Genomic DNA, 17,339 nt, shown 5'->3' on the forward strand with positions numbered 1-17,339 from the left:
GCTGGGCTGCCGCCAGCGCATCGGCTTCTTCCTGCACATCCCGCTGCCGCCGCCGCCCATCCTGGCCGCCATCCCGGGGCATGAGTGGCTGATGCGCTCCTTTTTCGCCTACGACCTGGTGGGTCTGCAGACGAACGAGGACGCCGACCACTTCGCCCGCTTCCTGGTGGGCGAGGCGCATGCCGAGCGGCTGCCAGATGGCCGCTTCAGCGCCTATGGCCGCACGATGCGGGCGCAGGCCTTTCCCATCGGCATCGACGTGGACGAGTTCCAGAGCTTGGCCGAGTCGGCCGAGTCGCGCGAGACCGAGACCACGCTCAAGCAGCAGTACGCGCACCGGCGGCTGCTGGTGGGCATCGACCGGCTTGACTATTCCAAGGGCCTGCCGCGGCGGCTGCGCGCCTTCCGCGAGCTGCTGGCCAACTACCCCGAAACCCGCAACAGCGCGACGCTGATCCAGGTGGCCTCGCCCACCCGCGAAAGCGTGGACGCTTATGCCGACATCCGCCACGAGCTGGAAAGCCTGGCCGGCGAGATCAACGGCGCCTACGGCGAGCTGGACTGGATGCCCATCCGCTACATGCACCGCACCTGGGCCCGCAAGCGGCTGCCGGGCCTGTACCGCGCCGCCAAGGTGGCGCTGGTGACGCCGCTGCGCGACGGCATGAACCTGGTGGCCAAGGAATACGTAGCCATGCAGGACGAAGAAGACCCCGGCGTGCTGGTGCTGTCGCGCTTTGCCGGCGCCGCCGAGCAGATGCGCGAGGCGCTGCTGGTCAACCCGTACGACATCCCGGCGACGGCCCAGACCATCCAGCGCGCGCTGCAGATGCCGCTGGCCGAGCGGCGTGAACGCCACACGGTGCTGCTCCAGCGCATCCGCGAGTACGACGTGCATGCCTGGCGCCAGGACTTTCTGGACGTGCTGGCCCAGACGGCGGAGCCGGCGCCGGTGGTCTGACGGCGCGGCTCAGGCCCCCGAGGTAGCGGGCAGGGCCGGCGGCAGGCTGCCGCCCTCGGCCCGCGTGCCGCACTTCGGGCAGTAGTGGAAAAACGCGTTCTTGCGCGTGCTGCAGTGGCCGCAGTGGTCGAACAGGCCCAGGCCGCAGTGCACGCAGAAGTCGGCCGGCACGTCGCCGGTGGTCAGCACCGCGCGTTCGCAGGCCGGGCACACGCCGCCGGCCAGGCGCTTGAGGGCGGCTTCGGTGCCCAGGGCCTGGCGGCGCTGCTGCTCGCTTTGTTGTTCCACTTGCGCGCGGCGCGCCAGGTAGCGGCGCATCGCCTTGACGCCATAGTGGCCCGCCAGGCCGGTGAGCAGCACGCCCACGCCATAGCGCACATAGCTGCCGTAGCTGGGCAGGTAGGGCACCAGCTCGAAGAAGAAGGTGAAGGCCGCGAACAGCACGAAGCCGCGCATCAGCGGCCAGTAGTCGCTGCGGCGATGGCGGGCCAGCAGCCAGCCGGCAACCACCAGCAGCGGCAGCGTGAGCGCCAGCCGCAGGCCGAACACCCGCAGCTCCTGCGCCCGCCATGCGCGCTCGTAGGCCACCTGCGCATCGGCCAGCAGGCCGGCTTCGGTGCGCTGGCTGGCCTGCAGCGCCTGGCGCTGGTCGAGCTGCTGCTGGTCCAGCGATTCGACGCGGGCCTGGGCTTCGCGCTCGCGGGCCTTCAGCGTGTCCTGCTCGCGGGTGCGCTGGATGACCTGCGGGTCTTGCTGCGGGTCGGTGGTGGCGGTGCGGGTGGCCAGCCAGTTGCCATAGGCCGAGCGGGCCGACTGGTAGGCATTGCCAGCGGCCTGCAACGCCAGCCGGGCCTGGTCGTGCTGCTCCTGCAGCTCGGTCTCGCGGCGCTGCAGCGTCTGGCGCTCGGTGCGCAGGCGCTGCAGCGCCGCGCGGTCGGCCACGAAGTCTTCGGCGCTGAGCCGGTTCTCGACCTTGGGCAGGTCGGCCACCAGGTTGCCGCCCAGCCCCACCAGAAACCCGGCGAAGGCCAGCGACACCACCCACATCGCCAGCCGGAAGAGGCGCTCCGGCACCCGCAGGGACTTGAACATGCCGCTGCGGCGATCAGGCCTCGCCGGGCCGCGGCACCGGACGCGGGTTGCCGTTGGCGTCGGTGGCCACGTAGGTCAGCGTGGCTTCGGTCACCTTGACCACCTGCTCGGTCGGCCGCAGGCGCTGCGCGTACACCTCCACGTCCACGGTGATGCTGGTGCGGCCGATGCGCACGATCTCGGCGTAAAAGCTCAGCAGGTCCCCCACGCGCACCGGCTGCTTGAAGACGAATTCCTTGACCGCCACGGTCGCCAGCCGGCCCTGCGCCAGCCGGCCGGGCAGCACGGCGCCGGCCAGGTCGACCTGGGCCATCACCCAGCCGCCGAAGATGTCGCCGTTGCCATTGACGTCGGCCGGCATCGGAATCACGCGCAGCACCAGCTCCTTGTCGGTGGGCAGCTGCAGGGGCGCTTCGGTCGGCGCTGCGCCGGTCGGGTCGGAGTTGGGCATCATCGGGATCTTCTGTGCTTCAAAAAAGAATTCTCACACGATGCGCGCCGCCGCCAGCTCGTCCCACCTGCCGCCTTCGGCCGCCGCCGATCCTGCCCAGCGCCGCTCCGACTGGGGCACGCTGGCCCGGCTGCTGCCCTACCTGTGGCGCTACCGCTGGCGGGTGGGGCTGGCGCTGTCCTTCCTGATCCTGGCCAAGGTGGCCAACGTCGGCGTGCCGCTGCTGCTCAAGCAGCTGGTCGACCGGCTGTCCATCCAGCCGGGTTCGGTGCAGGCCATGCTGGTGGTGCCGGTGGGGCTGCTGGTGGCCTACGGGCTGCTGCGGCTGTCCACCTCGGTGTTCACCGAACTGCGTGAACTGGTGTTCGCCAAGGCCACCGAAGGCACCACCCGCAGCATCGCGCTGCAGGTGTTCCAGCATCTGCATGCGCTGAGCCTGCGCTTTCACCTCGAGCGCCAGACCGGCGGCATGACGCGCGACATCGAGCGCGGCACGCGGGCGGTGCAGTCGCTGTTCTCGTATTCGCTCTACAGCATCCTGCCCACGCTGATCGAGATGGTGATGGTGCTGACCTTGCTGGGCGTCAAGTTCGATGCCTGGTTCGCCGGCATCACGCTGATCGCGCTGCTGGTGTACATCGGCTTCACCGTGGCGGTGACCGAATGGCGCACGCAGTTCCGCAAGCAGCTCAACGAGCTGGACTCCAAGGCGCACAGCCGGGCCATCGATTCGCTGCTGAACTACGAGACGGTCAAGTACTTCAACAACGAGCAGTACGAGGCCCGCCGCTACGACGAGAGCCTGAACAACCTGCGCCGCGCGGCGGTCAAGAGCCAGCGCACGCTGTCGCTGCTGAACACCGGGCAGCAGCTCATCATCGCCGCCGCGCTGATTGCCATGCTGTGGCGCGCGACGGAGGGCGTGGTGGCCGGCCGCATGACGCTGGGCGACCTGGTGATGGTCAATGCCTTCATGATCCAGCTGTACGTGCCGCTGAACTTCCTGGGCGTGATCTACCGCGAGATCAAGCAGGGCCTGGCCGACCTGGACAAGATGTTCGTGCTGCTCGAGCGTGAGCGCGAAGTGGCCGACCAGCCCGGCGCGCAGCCGCTGCAGGTGAGTGAAGGCCGGGTGCGCTTCGAGCAGGTGCGCTTTGCGTATGAAGGCCCCCAGGGCCGGCCCATCCTGCACGAGGTGAGTTTCGAGATACCGCCCGGCAAGACGGTGGCGGTGGTGGGCCCCTCGGGCGCGGGCAAGAGCACGCTGGCGCGGCTGCTGTACCGCTTCTACGACGTGGCGCCGGGGGCCGGCCGCATCACCATCGACGGGCAGGACATCCGCGCGGTGACACAGGCCAGCCTGCGCGCGGCCATCGGCATCGTGCCGCAGGACACGGTGCTGTTCAACGACACCGTGGCCTACAACATCGGCTATGGCCGGCCCGAGTCATCGCAGGCCGAGATCGAGGCGGCCGCCCGCGCCGCCCACATCCACGACTTCATCGCCAGCACGCCCAAGGGCTACGACACCATGGTGGGTGAGCGGGGCCTGAAGCTCTCGGGCGGTGAAAAGCAGCGCGTGGCCATCGCCCGCACGCTGCTGAAGAACCCGCCCATCCTCATCTTCGACGAAGCCACCTCGGCACTGGATTCGGCCAATGAGCGTGCCATCCAGGCCGAGCTGCAAAGCGCCGCCCGCGGCAAGACGGCGCTGGTGATCGCGCACCGGCTGTCCACGGTGGTGGATGCGCACGAGATCGTGGTGATGGAGCAGGGCCGGGTGGTGGAACGCGGCCCGCATGCGGCGCTGCTGGCGCTGGATGGCGTGTACGCCCGCATGTGGCGCCTGCAACACAGCCAGACGCCCGGCGAGCCCACCCCCGCGTAAGCCCTGGGGTCGCCGGATGCTGCGGCGCGGGACCATTCGGCACAATCGCCCGTCCTCGTTCCCCTTGCGCCATGAGCTTCCTCGCCATCGACATCGGCAACACCCGCTTGAAGTGGGCGTTGTATGCATCGCCCACACCGGGCGCGGCCTTGCTGGACCATGGGGCTGCCTTCCTTGAAACCATCGACGAACTGGCCGAAGGCGCCTGGGCGAAGCTGCCGCACCCCGGCAGCATGCTCGGCTGCAACGTGGCCGGCGACGCGGTACGCCGCCGCGTGGAGGAGCAGCTGGAGCTGTGGGACTTCACGCCGCGCTGGGTGGTGCCTGGCGCGCAGGAGGGCGGCGTGGTCAACGGCTACGACCACCCGGGCCGGCTGGGCGCCGACCGCTGGACCTCGCTGATCGGCGCGCACTGGCACATGCGCGCACGCGCGGCGCAGCGGCCGGTGCTGGTGGTGATGATGGGCACCGCCGTGACGGTGGATGCACTGACGGCCGACGGCCAGTTCCTGGGCGGCATCATCCTGCCGGGCCACGGCATCATGCTGCGCGCGCTGGAAAGCGGCACCGCCGGCCTGCGTGTGCCCACCGGCCAGGTGCGCGACTTTCCGACCAACACGTCCGACGCGCTGACCAGCGGCGGCACCTTTGCCATCACCGGCGCCATCGAGCGCATGCACCGCCACTTGCGCACCCGCACCGGCAAGACGCCCATCGTGCTGGTGACCGGCGGCGCCGGCTGGAAGGTGGCGCCCGACCTGGACGTCGACCATGAGCTGGTCGAGTCCTTGATCTTCGACGGCCTGCTGGCGATGCAGTCCCACAGGTTGGCGCTGTAAGCGCCAACCCCAGCGCTACAGGATGTAGCGCGACAGGTCTTCGTTCTTCGACAGCTCCGACAGCTTGCCGTCCACCGCCGCGGCGTCCAGCGTCACCGTCTGGCCGCTGCGGTTGGGGGCGTCGAAGCTCACCTCGTCCAGCAGCCGTTCCATCACCGTGGACAGGCGCCGCGCGCCGATGTTCTCGGTGCGCTCGTTCACGTCGTAGGCGATCTGCGCCAGCCGGCGGATGCCGTCGGCGGTGATGTCCAGCTTCACGCCTTCGGTGGCCAGCAGCGCTTCGTACTGCTTGACCAGGCTGGCGTGGGTGCTGGTGAGGATGGACTCGAAATCGTCCACCGACAGCGAGCCCAGCTCCACCCGGATCGGGAAGCGCCCCTGCAGCTCCGGAATCAGGTCGCTGGGCTTGGTCAGGTGAAAGGCGCCCGAGGCGATGAACAGGATGTGGTCGGTCTTGACCATGCCGTACTTGGTGTTCACCGTGGTGCCTTCCACCAGCGGCAGCAGGTCGCGCTGCACACCCTGGCGCGACACCTCGGCGCCGCCGTGTTCGCTGCGCGAGGCCACCTTGTCGATCTCGTCGATGAAGACGATGCCGTTCTGCTCGGCGTTGTGCAGCGCCGCAGTCTTGATGTCGTCCTCGTTCACCAGCTTGGCGGCCTCTTCGTCCACCAGCAGCTTGCGCGCCTCGGCGATCTTGACCTTGCGCGTCTTGCGCTTGCCCGCGCCCATCTGCGAGAACAGGCCCTTGAGCTGCTCGGCCATCTCTTCCATGCCTTGCGGGCCCATGATCTCGAGCTGCGGCTTGGCTTCGGCCAGGTCGATCTCGATTTCCTTGTCGTCCAGCGTGCCTTCGCGCAGGCGCTTGCGCATCACCTGACGGGCCGTGTTGTCGGCCGGCGGGGCGGGCGGCGTGGCGTCGAAGCCCACCGACGGCGTGCGCGCCACCGGCACCAGGATGTCGAGGATGCGGTCTTCGGCCGCGTCTTCGGCGGCGCTGCGCTTGCGGCGCACCTGCAGCTCACGCTCCTGCTTGACGGCCATGTCCACCAGGTCGCGGATGATGCTGTCCACGTCCTTGCCCACGTAGCCCACCTCGGTGAACTTGGTGGCCTCCACCTTGATGAAGGGCGCGTCGGCCAGCTTGGCCAGGCGGCGCGCGATCTCGGTCTTGCCGACGCCGGTGGGGCCGATCATCAGGATGTTCTTGGGCGTGATCTCGGCGCGCAGCTTCTCGTCCACCTGCTGGCGGCGCCAGCGGTTGCGCAGCGCGATGGCCACGGCACGCTTGGCATTGCCCTGGCCGACGATGTGGCGGTCGAGTTCGGAGACGATCTCTTGCGGGGTCATGCTCATTCGAGCACCTCGATGGTGTGGCGCTGGTTGGTGTAGATGCACAGGTCGCCGGCGATCACCAGCGACTGCTTGACCACGTCGTGCGGCGGCATTTCGGTGTGGTCCAGCAGCGCCTTGGCCGCGGCCTGCGCATAGGCGCCGCCCGAGCCGATGGCGATGATGCCGTTCTCGGGCTCCAGCACGTCGCCGTTGCCGGTGATGATCAGCGAGGCCTGGCGGTCGGCCACGGCCAGCATGGCTTCCAGCCGGCGCAGCACGCGGTCGGTGCGCCAGTCCTTGGTCAGCTCGATGGCGGCGCGCACCAGGTGGCCCTGGTGCTTTTCCAGCTTGGCCTCGAAGCGCTCGAACAGCGTGAACGCATCGGCCGTGGCGCCGGCAAAACCGGCCAGCACCTGGTCGCGGTAGAGCTTGCGCACCTTGCGCGCGGTGGATTTGACGACGATGTTGCCAAGCGTGACCTGGCCGTCGCCGCCCAGCGCAACCTGGTTGCCACGCCGAACGCTGACGATGGTGGTGCCGTGAAACACCGGGGTTTGTGTGTCCATGGGGGGCATCTGGCGGTGAAGAGTCGGCATTCAAGCGCCAGCGCCGCCGGGTACGGCGGAGTCTCGAAGGCGCTGGGTCGAAGGGGACGCCACTGTACCTGCCAGGCGTCGGGCGGTTCCCACATTTGTGCTAATGTGGGTTCCAATTCAAGGGGTGCATATGAGCAGGCTCACCATCGACATCACCGAACAGCAGCACCAGACCCTGAAGGCCATGGCCGCCCTGCATGGCAAGTCCATCAAGGCGTACGCGGTGGAGCGACTTTTCCCGCAGGCCGGGAGTGAGGAGCAGGCCTTGGGCGAGCTCAAGGCACTGCTCGACCGGCGCTTGGCCGAGGCTCAACGTGGTGAGGTGTCTACCAAGAGCATCACCGAGATCGCAGAAGAGACCTTGAGAGCCGACCGCGTGGCGTGACTCGCTCTTACGTCCTCAGCCGAGGGGCTGTTTCCGACCTTCGGGAGATCACCCGGTACACCGCCAAGACGTGGGGTGAGCGCAGTGCCGCCGGTACGTGGCCGAGCTCGAAGAAGCGGCGGAGCGTCTGGCTCGCGGGGAAGGGGTCTTCAAGGACTTGAGCGCTCTGATGCCGGGCCTTCGGCTCGCCACCGCAGGCAGGCACTGCCTGTTTTCCCTTGCCCGGCCAGCAGCGCCCGCCCTGATCCTCGCGATCCTGCATGAGCGCATGGACCTCATGACTCGCCTGAAGGGCCGCCTGCTGCAGCTGCCCTAGTCGCTGACCGGCTCAGTTGTTGCGCACCTTCACCCGGGCGTGTTCGTTGATGCCCATCGCACCAAAGAACAGCGCCACCAGGCGGTGGGCGTCGGCGAACACCACTTCGCGGTTTTCGCTGCGCTTGGCCAGCACCCAGTTCAGCAGGTCGCCGGCGGCGATGAAGTCGACCCGGATCAGCTTGCTGCAGTTCACCGTGACCAGCGAAGCCGCGCCCAGCTGCTGATCGAGCAGGCGCAGCGTGGGGCCGATGTCGCTGACCAGCTGGCCCGACAGCTCCACGGTGGCCATCTGCACGCCGTGGGCGTCGTCCAGCAGGCCCGACTCCAGGAAGCTGGTCGACACCTCGCTGATCTGCGACATGGCGGGCGCCTGGGTGCTGTGGCCCGCGCCGCTGAAACGCAGCTTGCAGCGCACCCGCTCCCACGAAGGCGGCGACACCTCGTAGGTGACGCAGTAGTCGATGGCCACCTCGTCGAACTGGTCGGCGCGGTTGGCCAGGCGCAGCGCGTCCATGCGCGCCACCCAGTAGGCGGGGTCGGCGTCGCGCACGCCGGTGGGCGCGGCCTCGGCCAGCACCGCCAGCAGGTGCTCGCCGGCCAGCCAGCGCATGTCCAGCGGCTCTTCGGCCCACTGGCGGAACATGCCCGACAGCAGCACCGCCGCCTCGGCATCCACCTGCTGCAGCGCCGCCCAGTCGAACACCCAGGGCAGCGGCATCTGCAAGGTCTGCGAGCGCAGGCGCACCACGGCCTCGGCGTCCAGCAGGGCCGGGCTGGCCCAGCCGACGGCAGTGGTGGCATTGCGCAGCGTGGCCGGGCGGTCGTTGGCAGCGGCGGCTTCGGCCACCTGGCGCGGCATCGAGAACCACTGCGGCGCCGACCAGCCGAAGCGCTGGGCGTATTCCACCGCGCGCTGCTCGAACTTGTTCTGCTGGCCGGTGGCGCGGTACAGGTCGAACAGCACCAGCCAGGTTTCGCCGTGGTCCAGCCGGCTGCCTTGCGCGCCGGTGAGCTGCGACAGCGCGTCTTCGCACTGGCCGAAGTCGGCATTGGCAAACGCGATGACGGCTTCGTCCAGCTCGGGGTCGTGCACCGCCTCGCTCACTTCCACCGCAAACGCGCCGCCGAAGTCGGTCTGCGGGCCGGCGGCCGTGGGGCGGCCGGCGCCCGGCGCGCCCGGGCCGGTGGGCATGCCCGATGCGGTGGTGAGCTTGCCCGGCGTGCGGGGCGGCCAGTCGGCGGCCACCGGCGTGGCGGCCGACAGCGGCGGCAGGCCCGGCGCCATCACCGCGTGGCTGGGCGCATTGGCCGGCCGCTCGGTGTCCAGGCGCGGCAGCTGCAGGTCCAGCGGCGGCGGGTGGCCGCTGGCGCTGCGGGGCATGGCCGGCGTCACCTCGAAGGCGGCGGGCATGGTGGTGCGGGCTGCCAGCGCGCCGGCGCGGGTGTCGGCGCCCGGGCTGGGCCGGGCGGGCGGCTGCTGGCGGGTGCTGCCCACCATCTGCTGCTCGATCTCGTCGATCTTGGCCTTCACGCCGCCTTCCGGGCGCGTGGCGGCGGTGGCCGACTGCTGCTCGGACACGCGTGCGTCGGTGTCGTCCAGCCGCGAGGAGCCGCCCAGCGCCGCCAGCTGCTCGGGCGACAGCCCCTCGCGCCGCAGCTTGCGCAGCATGTCGAACTCGCGCTTGCGCACGAAGTCGTTGCGCCGCTTGCGCTCGACCATCGCCTTGAGTTCGGAGCGCTCGAGTTCAAGCGCGCCGTCCTCCGGCTGACGGGAATGGAGCTCGGACCAGTCGGTGGCCGGGTTGGCCACGAAGCGGACCACCTTGCGGAAGAAGCTCTGGTCCTTCGGGTCCGCCATGAATCCTGTCCTGCGTTCGGTCAGTCGCCGAACATCTTCTGCTTCATCTCGCGGCGCTGCTGCGCCTCGAGCGACAGCGTGGCCGTCGGGCGGGCCAGCAGCCGGCCCAGGCCGATGGGCTCGCCCGTCTCGTCGCAGAAACCGTATTCGCCGCTGTCGATGCGCGACAGCGACTGCGAGATCTTCTTGAGCAGCTTGCGCTCACGGTCGCGGGTGCGCAGCTCCAGGGCGTGCTCTTCCTCGATGGTGGCACGGTCGGCCGGGTCGGGCACGATGGAGGTGTCTTCGCGCAGGTGCTCGGTGGTTTCACCGGCGTTGCTCAGCAGGTCGTCCTTCAGGCCCGTCAGGCGGGCGCGGAAGAACTCCAGCTGCTTGTCGTTCATGTACTCGTCGTCGGGCATCGCGAGCAATTCGGCTTCGGTCAGCTCGCGGCCGCTCTTGTTCTTCCAGGCATTGGCCAGCTTGGGGTCGTGCTTCACGGGGGCTTTGACGGTGTCCATGTCCTGATCTGAATACGTTCTCGCGGGCGGCTTGGCGGGTGCGAAGCGGTCGGCGAAGCGGCTGGCGCTGTCGTTGGGCAGCGGGGCAGCCACGGGCGCCGCAGCGGCGGCCTTGGCGCTGGCCCGGGTGGCGGGCTTGGCGGAGGCTGTTGGGCGCTCGCTCTTGGCCGGTGTCTTGCTCACTTCGCACTCCTCTTCACGGTATTTGTATATCCGCTGCAGGCCGAGGTGTGCGGGGACCGCCTCCTCGGGGCGCGCGGATTGTAGCCACGCCCCGGGGGGTCAATCTCGCATCACACGAGGCACTGCGACAGGCCTTGTTCGAGGATCTCCCGCGGCAGGTCGATGCCGATGAAAACCATCTTGTTCTGGCGCTTTTCACCGGGCGTCCACTTGGGCCCCAGGTCGCTGCCCATCAGCTGGTGCACGCCCTGGAAGATCACCTTGCGGTCGCTGCCCTTCATGAACAGCACGCCCTTGTACCGCAGCAGCTTCGGGCCGTACACCTGCACGATGGAGCCGAGGAAATCCTCGAGCTTGGTCGGGCTGAATGCACGGTCGGAGCGGAACACGAACGACTTCACGTCATCGTCATGGGCATGGTGGTGCGGGTGGTCGCAGTGCTCGCCGTGCTCATGGTCGTGGTCGTGGTCGTGATGATGGTGGTCGTGACCATCGTCCGCCGACAGGAAATCGGGATCGATCTCGAGCTTGGTGTTGAGGTTGAAGCCCTTGAGATCGAAGATCTTGTCGAGCGCCACCTCGCCGAAGTGCACGCGGCTTTGCGGCGCCCGCGGGTTCATGTGCTTGATGCGGTGGGCCAGCGCGTCGGCCGATGCTTCGTCCACCAGGTCGGTCTTGCTGATGAAGATCTGGTCGGCAAAGCCGATCTGGCGGCGCGCTTCCTGGCGGTCGTTCAGCTGCTGGTCGGCATGCTTGGCATCCACCAGCGTCAGCACCGAATCGAGCAGGTAGCTCTCGGCCACCTCGTCGTCCATGAAGAAGGTCTGCGCCACCGGGCCGGGGTCGGCCAAGCCGGTGGTCTCGATCACCACGCGGTCGAACTGCAGCTCGCCCTTGCGGCGCTTTTCGGCCAGGTCGGACAACGTGGAGCGCAGGTCCTCGCGGATCGTGCAGCAGACGCAGCCGTTGTTCATCTGGATGATCTGCTCACCCTCGTTCGACACCAGGATGTCGTTGTCGATGTTTTCTTCACCGAACTCGTTCTCGATCACGGCGATCTTCTGGCCGTGGGCTTCGGTCAGCACGCGCTTGAGCAGCGTGGTCTTGCCGCTGCCGAGAAAGCCGGTGAGGATGGTGGCGGGGATCAAACCTTGTGACATGGCAGGTGCTCGGGAGGCTGAGGTACGACAACCGCCTTAGATGGGGGCGGGCGACTGTCCTGCAAGTGGGCGGGTGTGTCAAGCACGATTCACACCCGTGTGCGATTGTTCCTTGCGGTATCCTGCACCCGTGCACAAACCGGTAGACCGCGACGCGCAAGAGCGCCGCAGCCTGTTCGATCGGCTCGTCGAGTTCATCTCGCCGGGGCCTGATTCCAAGGCCGAACTGATCGAATCGCTGGCGGACGCCGAACAGCGCGAACTCATCGACCCGCAAAGCCGCGGCATGCTCGAGGGCGTGATCCGCATGGCCGACATGAGCGCGGGCGACGTGATGGTGGCCGCGCCCCACATCGACCGCCTGGACATCGACGCCGACTACGACGACCTGCTGGGTCAGGTGATCACCACCGGCCACTCGCGCTTTCCGGTGTACGAGGGCGAGCGCGACAACATCATCGGCATCCTGCTGGCCAAGGACCTGCTCAAGCTGCAGCGGGCGCCCGAGCTGAACTTGCGCACGCTGCTGCGCCCGCCGGTCTTCGTGCCCGAGAGCAAGGGCCTGAACGACCTGCTGCGCGACTTCCGCAGCAACCGCAACCACCTGGCCATCGTCATCGACGAATTCGGCAACGTGGCCGGGCTGCTGACGATTGAAGACGTGCTGGAAGAAATCGTCGGCGAGATCGAGGACGAATTCGACGAGGAAGACGCCGAATCCGGCATCTACACCCTGGCCGACGGCGCCCAGCGCGTGGCCGGCGACGTCGAGATCGGCCAGGTCAACGAGGCTTTTGCCGTCACCCTGCCCGACGACGAGTTCGACACCATCGGCGGCCTGGTGGCGCATGAGCTGGGCCGCGTGCCCCGCCGCGGCGAAGCCGTGGAAGTGGGCGGCCTGCGCTTTGAGGTGATGCTCACGCGCGGCGGCGCCGTGCGCTGGTTCAAGGTGACGCGCGCGCCCGACGCCGCCACCCCGCGCTGACGTGACCCGCTGACGTGAGCCAGCCGCAGTACGAGACGCCGCCCCGCGCAGGCGCCGGCACGATGCGCGCGCGCCTGCCGGGCGCCGGCCTGGGCCTCTTGCTGGCCGCCCTGGCGGCCGGCGCGCTGTTCAGCCTGCCCTTCGTGCACACCGGCGCCTGGTGGGCCGGCCTGCTGCTGCTGGCCGTGCTGGTCGGCGCCGCGCAGCGCCTGTCGCCCGGCCGGGCCGCGCTGGCGGGCTGGGGCTTCGGCACCGGCTGGCTGGCGGCCGGCACCTGGTGGATCTACATCAGCCTGCATGTGTACGGCGGCCTGCCGGCGGCGCTGGCGGTGGCGGCGGTGCTGGCGCTGTCGGGCGGTCTGTCGCTGTACCTGGCGCTGGCGCTGGGCGTCTTCGCCCGCCTGCGCCGCGGCCGGCCGCTGCCCGATGCGCTGCTGTTCGCTGCGCTGTGGCTGCTGGCCGAGCTGGCGCGCGGCGTGCTGTTCACCGGCTTTCCGTGGCTGGCCACCGGTTACGCGCAGGTGGACGGCCCGCTGGCGGGGCTGGCGCCGTGGATCGGCGTGTACGGCATCGGGGCGGTGGCGGCAGTGCTGGCGTCGCTGGCGGCTTTCGCGCTGGCGCCGCCTGCTGCCGGTCACGGCGCGCCATCCGCTGCGGGGCGGCGCCGCGCGGCCCTGGCCCGCGCTGGCGCTTTGGCCGCCGTGGCGGCCATCCTGCTGCTGGCCCCGCTGGCTGGCCGCGACTTCAGCCGCCCCAGCGGCCAGTTGGCGGTCACGCTGATCCAGACCAACGTGGCGCAGGACGACAAGTTCGCGGCCGACAAGATGCCCGAGGCGCTCGAATGGTTGGCGCAGGCGCTGCAGGCCGCGCCGGGCGACCTGGTGATCGCGCCCGAAACCGCGATTCCGCTGCTGCCCGCGCAGCTGGGCCCCGAGGCCTGGCAAGCCTTCACGTTGCCCTTCATCGCCCCGGGAACCCAACGCGCGGCGCTCATCGGTCTGCCTTTGGGCAGCTTCGAGGAGGGCTACACCAACTCGGTGGCCGGCCTGTCGGCCGAGTCGGGCGCCAGCGAGCAGCGCTTCTACCGCTACGACAAGCACCACCTGGTGCCTTTCGGCGAGTTCATTCCCACCGGTTTCCGCTGGTTCACCGAGATGATGAACATCCCGCTGGGCGACTTCAACCGCGGCCCGCTGGTGGCGCCTTCGTTCGGCGTGCGCGGGGAGCGGGTGGCGCCCAACATCTGCTACGAAGACCTGTTCGGCGAAGAACTGGCCCGGCGGTTCGCGGCCGGGGAGGGCGCGGCGCCCACCGTGTTCGCCAACGTCAGCAACATCGGCTGGTTCGGCGACACCATCGCCATCGCGCAGCACCTGCATATCTCGCGCATGCGCACGATGGAGCTGCAGCGGCCCATGCTGCGGTCCACCAACACCGGCGCCACCGCCATCATCGATCACCGCGGCGTGGTGCAGGCACAGCTGGCGCCGTTCACCCGCGGCACGCTGGCGGGGCAGGTGCAGGGCCGCGAAGGCCTCACGCCCTTCGTGCGCTGGGCCTCGCGCTTCGGCCTCTGGCCCCCCTTGCTGATCGCGCTGGCCGTGGTGGTCGCCATGGGGGCGATGGCTGCCGCCGCTGCCGTCGGGCGCCGCCCGGCAGCATCCTCATAAACTCGCGGGTTTTCCGCGCACCGAGCATCCTCCATGACGACGCTGACGTTCCAGCAGATCATCCTTCGCCTGCAAAGCTACTGGGACGCCCAGGGCTGTGCGCTGCTGCAGCCCTACGACATGGAGGTGGGCGCCGGCACCAGCCACACCGCCACCTTCCTGCGCGCGCTGGGCCCCGAGCCGTGGAAGGCCGCCTACGTGCAGCCCAGCCGCCGCCCGAAAGACGGCCGCTACGGCCAGAACCCCAACCGCCTGCAGCACTACTACCAGTACCAGGTGGTGCTCAAGCCGGCGCCGGCCAACATCCTGGAGCTGTACCTGGGCAGCCTGGAAGCGCTGGGCTTCGACCTGAAGAAGAACGACGTGCGCTTCGTCGAAGACGACTGGGAGAATCCCACGCTGGGCGCCTGGGGCCTGGGCTGGGAGGTGTGGCTCAACGGCATGGAAGTGACGCAGTTCACCTACTTCCAGCAGGTGGGCGGCATCGACTGCCGTCCGATCACCGGCGAGATCACCTACGGCCTGGAACGCCTGGCCATGTACCTGCAGGGCGTGGAAAACGTCTACGACCTGGTGTACGCCCCCGGCATCAGCTACGGCGACGTGTTTCACCAGAACGAGGTGGAGCAGAGCACCTACAACTTCGAGCACAGCAATGTCGAGTTCCTGCTGCAGGCCTTTGGTGCGCACGAGGGCAATGCCCAGCACCTGATGACGCAGCAGCTGGCGCTGCCGGCTTATGAGCAGGTGCTCAAGGCCGCGCACACCTTCAACCTGCTGGATGCCCGCGGCGCCATCAGCGTGACCGAGCGGGCGGCCTACATCGGCCGCATCCGCAACCTGGCGCGCGCGGTGGCCGCCAGCTACCTGGCCAGCCGGGCCCGGCTGGGCTTTCCGATGGCGCCGCGCGACTGGGCCGATGAGGTTCTCGCGCAGATCGAACAACAAGCACAGAAGAAGGCCGCGTGATGAGCGCCGACGTGAACAACCTGCTGGTGGAGCTGTTTGTTGAAGAGCTGCCGCCCAAGGCGCTGAAGAAGCTGGGCGAAAGCTTTGCCGGCACGCTGGCGCAGTCGCTGCGCAGCCAGGGCCTGGCCACCGCCGATGCGGTGGTGACGCCTTACGCCTCGCCCCGCCGCCTGGCGGTGCACATCACCGGCGTGGCCGCCCGCGCGGCCGACAAGCCGGTGCAGCAGAAGCTGATGCCGGTGGCCGTGGCCCTGACCGCCGACGGCCAGCCCACGCCTGCGCTGCTGAAGAAGCTGGCCGCGGTGGGCGCCGATGCCTCCGCCGTGCCGCAGTTGCAGCGCCGCCCCGACGGCAAGGCCGAAGCCTTGTTCCTGGACACCGTGGTACCCGGCGCGCCGCTGGCCGAGGGCCTGCAGAGGGCCTTCGATGAAGCGCTGGCCAAGCTGCCCATTCCCAAGGTCATGACCTACCAGCTGGCCGACGGCTGGCAGAACGTGAAGTTCGTGCGCCCGGCCCATGGCCTGGTGGCGCTGCACGGCGCCGACGTGGTGCCGCTGGCCACGCTGGGCCTGCAGGCCGGCCGCAGCACCCGCGGCCACCGCTTCGAGGCCGCGCTGCCGGTGATCGAACTGCCGCATGCCGACGCCTACGCCGACGCACTGCTGCGCGACGGCGCGGTGATCGCCAGCTTCGACGCCCGCCGCGCCGAGCTGCTGCGCCAGCTGCAGGAAGCCGCCGGCCGCGAAGGCCTGACGCCGATCGACGACGAGGCGCTGCTGGACGAAGTGACCGCGCTGGTGGAACGGCCCAACGTGCTGGTGTGCCGCTTCGAGCCCGAGTTTCTGGCCGTGCCGCAGGAATGCCTCATCCTGACGATGAAGGCCAACCAGAAGTACTTCCCGCTGCTGGACGCGCAAGGCAAGCTGACCGACCGCTTCCTGGTGGTCAGCAACATCCGCCCCGACGACGCCAGCGCGGTGATCCAGGGCAACGAGCGTGTGGTGCGGCCCCGCCTGGCCGACGCCAAGTTCTTCTTCGACCAGGACCGCAAGAAGACGCTGGCCAGCCGCGTCGAGGGTCTGGGCAAGGTGGTGTACCACGGCAAGCTGGGCACTCAGGGCGAGCGCACCGAGCGTGTGCGCTTCATCGCCCGCGCCATCGTCCACCAGCTGGGCGACCACCAGCCGGCCTCGGTGCAGTCGCACGACGAGCTGCAGATGCTGGCCCACAAGGCCGATCAGGCTGCGCTGCTGGCCAAGACCGACCTGCTGACCGACATGGTGGGCGAGTTCCCCGAGCTGCAGGGCATCATGGGCGGCTACTACGCCCGCCACGAAGGCCTGCGCGACGGCGTCGCCATCGCCATCGAAGACCACTACAAGCCGCGCTTTGCCGGCGACGCACTGCCGCGCAACCACACCGGCACGGTCGTGGCGCTGGCCGACAAGCTGGAAACCCTGGTGGGCTTGTTCGGCATCGGCCAGCTGCCCACCGGCGACAAGGACCCGTTTGCGCTGCGCCGCCATGCGCTGGGTGTGATCCGCATCCTGGTCGAGAAGAACCTGCCGCTGGACCTGCCCGAGCTGCTGAAGGCGGCGGTGCCGGCCTTCGGCGAGCTGATCGCCGATCCCACCCCCGCGCTGCTGGGCTTCTTCGCCGACCGAGTGGCCGTGAGCCTGCGCGACCAGGGCTACAGCGCCCAGGAAGTGGACGCGGTGCTGGCGCTGAACCCCGCCCGCCTGGGCGACGTGCCGCGCCGGCTGGAAGCGGTGCGCGCCTTTGCCGCGCTGCCCGAGGCCGCTTCGCTGGCCGCGGCCAACAAGCGCGTGGGCAACATCCTGAAGAAGGTGGAGGGCGCACTGCCCACCGCCGTCAGCCCCGAGCTGCTGAAGGAGCCGGCCGAGCAGCAGCTGGCCGCCGCGCTGGCCGAGGTGCAGCCGCAGTCCGATCGCCTGTTCGAGCAGCAGGACTACGCCGGCTCGCTGAAGGCGCTGGCCGCGCTGAAGGCGCCGGTCGATGCCTTCTTCGACGGCGTGATGGTCAATGCCGAAGATGCCGCACTGCGCGCCAACCGGCTGGCGCTGCTGGCCGGCCTGCATGCGGCCATGAACCGCGTGGCCGATCTGGCCAAGCTGGCGCAATGACGGCG

Annotated in this window: 16 protein-coding genes; 9 read left to right on the forward strand and 7 right to left on the reverse strand. The window is 69.2% G+C overall.

Going from position 1 to position 17,339, the window contains the following annotated elements; all coding sequences use genetic code 11:
* The coding region (locus tag ABNT58_RS08800) for a trehalose-6-phosphate synthase (RefSeq protein ID WP_348753117.1) at window positions 1-961 on the forward strand (961 nt) is incomplete at its 5' end.
* Window positions 962-970: 9 nt separating this feature from the next.
* Here the strand turns inward: ABNT58_RS08800 and ABNT58_RS08805 are convergent.
* Together ABNT58_RS08805 and ABNT58_RS08810 are read right to left on the reverse strand one after the other, a co-directional pair.
* Window positions 971-2,053, reverse strand: coding sequence for a zinc ribbon domain-containing protein (locus ABNT58_RS08805; RefSeq protein WP_348753118.1), 1,083 nt, complete (start codon window positions 2,051-2,053; stop codon window positions 971-973).
* 13 nt (window positions 2,054-2,066) lie between these two features.
* A complete protein-coding gene (locus ABNT58_RS08810; protein ID WP_348753119.1) occupies window positions 2,067-2,507 on the reverse strand; it encodes an acyl-CoA thioesterase in 441 nt (146 codons plus the stop codon).
* 37 nt (window positions 2,508-2,544) lie between these two features.
* Between ABNT58_RS08810 and ABNT58_RS08815 the strand changes: the two genes are divergently transcribed.
* Both ABNT58_RS08815 and ABNT58_RS08820 read left to right on the forward strand, forming a co-directional pair.
* Window positions 2,545-4,392: an ABC transporter ATP-binding protein/permease gene (locus ABNT58_RS08815; RefSeq protein ID WP_348753120.1), complete on the forward strand. Its 1,848-nt coding sequence runs from the start codon at window positions 2,545-2,547 to the stop codon at window positions 4,390-4,392.
* 71 nt (window positions 4,393-4,463) lie between these two features.
* The gene (locus tag ABNT58_RS08820) at window positions 4,464-5,231 is read left to right on the forward strand and encodes a type III pantothenate kinase (protein WP_348753121.1); all 768 of its coding nucleotides are present in this window, start codon (window positions 4,464-4,466) and stop codon (window positions 5,229-5,231) included.
* Between the two features lie 15 nt (window positions 5,232-5,246).
* On the opposite strand, the gene hslU is transcribed toward ABNT58_RS08820, so the two are convergent.
* Entirely contained in the window at window positions 5,247-6,587 is a 1,341-nt protein-coding gene (hslU, locus tag ABNT58_RS08825) for an ATP-dependent protease ATPase subunit HslU (RefSeq protein ID WP_348753122.1), read from the reverse strand.
* A complete protein-coding gene (gene hslV, locus ABNT58_RS08830; protein WP_348753123.1) occupies window positions 6,584-7,132 on the reverse strand; it encodes an ATP-dependent protease subunit HslV in 549 nt (182 codons plus the stop codon). The genes hslU and hslV overlap by 4 nt, the downstream gene beginning before the upstream one ends.
* 160 nt (window positions 7,133-7,292) lie before the next feature.
* Here hslV and ABNT58_RS08835 point away from each other — a divergent pair, with 160 nt between their 5' ends.
* Both ABNT58_RS08835 and ABNT58_RS08840 read left to right on the forward strand, forming a co-directional pair.
* On the forward strand, window positions 7,293-7,547 hold the full coding sequence (locus ABNT58_RS08835) for an antitoxin (protein WP_348753124.1): 255 nt from the start codon (window positions 7,293-7,295) through the stop codon (window positions 7,545-7,547).
* Window positions 7,548-7,644: 97 nt separating this feature from the next.
* A complete protein-coding gene (locus ABNT58_RS08840) occupies window positions 7,645-7,863 on the forward strand; it encodes a hypothetical protein (RefSeq protein ID WP_348753125.1) in 219 nt (72 codons plus the stop codon).
* Window positions 7,864-7,875: 12 nt separating this feature from the next.
* Here ABNT58_RS08840 and ABNT58_RS08845 read toward each other — a convergent pair whose 3' ends face one another.
* The 3 genes from ABNT58_RS08845 to ABNT58_RS08855 form a co-directional block, all read right to left on the reverse strand.
* Window positions 7,876-9,723, reverse strand: coding sequence for a hypothetical protein (locus tag ABNT58_RS08845; protein WP_348753126.1), 1,848 nt, complete (start codon window positions 9,721-9,723; stop codon window positions 7,876-7,878).
* A 20-nt stretch (window positions 9,724-9,743) separates the two neighbouring features.
* Window positions 9,744-10,406 carry an RNA polymerase-binding protein DksA gene (dksA, locus tag ABNT58_RS08850; RefSeq protein WP_348753127.1) on the reverse strand — a complete coding sequence of 221 codons (663 nt, stop codon included), beginning with the start codon at window positions 10,404-10,406 and terminating at the stop codon, window positions 9,744-9,746.
* A 110-nt stretch (window positions 10,407-10,516) separates the two neighbouring features.
* Window positions 10,517-11,566 carry a GTP-binding protein gene (locus ABNT58_RS08855; protein ID WP_348753128.1) on the reverse strand — a complete coding sequence of 350 codons (1,050 nt, stop codon included), beginning with the start codon at window positions 11,564-11,566 and terminating at the stop codon, window positions 10,517-10,519.
* A gap of 130 nt (window positions 11,567-11,696) precedes the next feature.
* Between ABNT58_RS08855 and ABNT58_RS08860 the strand changes: the two genes are divergently transcribed.
* Genes ABNT58_RS08860 through glyS form a run of 4 tightly spaced genes read left to right on the forward strand, consistent with a single transcriptional unit; the run spans window position 11,697 to window position 17,334 of the window.
* Window positions 11,697-12,551: a transporter associated domain-containing protein gene (locus tag ABNT58_RS08860; RefSeq protein ID WP_348753129.1), complete on the forward strand. Its 855-nt coding sequence runs from the start codon at window positions 11,697-11,699 to the stop codon at window positions 12,549-12,551.
* Between the two features lie 14 nt (window positions 12,552-12,565).
* Window positions 12,566-14,221 carry an apolipoprotein N-acyltransferase gene (gene lnt / locus ABNT58_RS08865; protein WP_348753130.1) on the forward strand — a complete coding sequence of 552 codons (1,656 nt, stop codon included), beginning with the start codon at window positions 12,566-12,568 and terminating at the stop codon, window positions 14,219-14,221.
* 33 nt (window positions 14,222-14,254) lie between these two features.
* Complete coding sequence (glyQ, locus tag ABNT58_RS08870; protein WP_348753131.1) at window positions 14,255-15,190, forward strand: glycine--tRNA ligase subunit alpha; 936 nt, start codon at window positions 14,255-14,257, stop codon at window positions 15,188-15,190.
* Window positions 15,190-17,334, forward strand: a complete 2,145-nt coding sequence (gene glyS, locus ABNT58_RS08875; protein WP_348753132.1) for a glycine--tRNA ligase subunit beta — start codon at window positions 15,190-15,192, stop codon at window positions 17,332-17,334. The genes glyQ and glyS overlap by 1 nt, the downstream gene beginning before the upstream one ends.
* Window positions 17,335-17,339 lie beyond the last annotated feature (5 nt).

It is taken from the genome of uncultured Aquincola sp. (genome assembly GCF_964001545.1).
Classification (GTDB): Bacteria; Pseudomonadota; Gammaproteobacteria; order Burkholderiales; family Burkholderiaceae_C; genus Aquincola.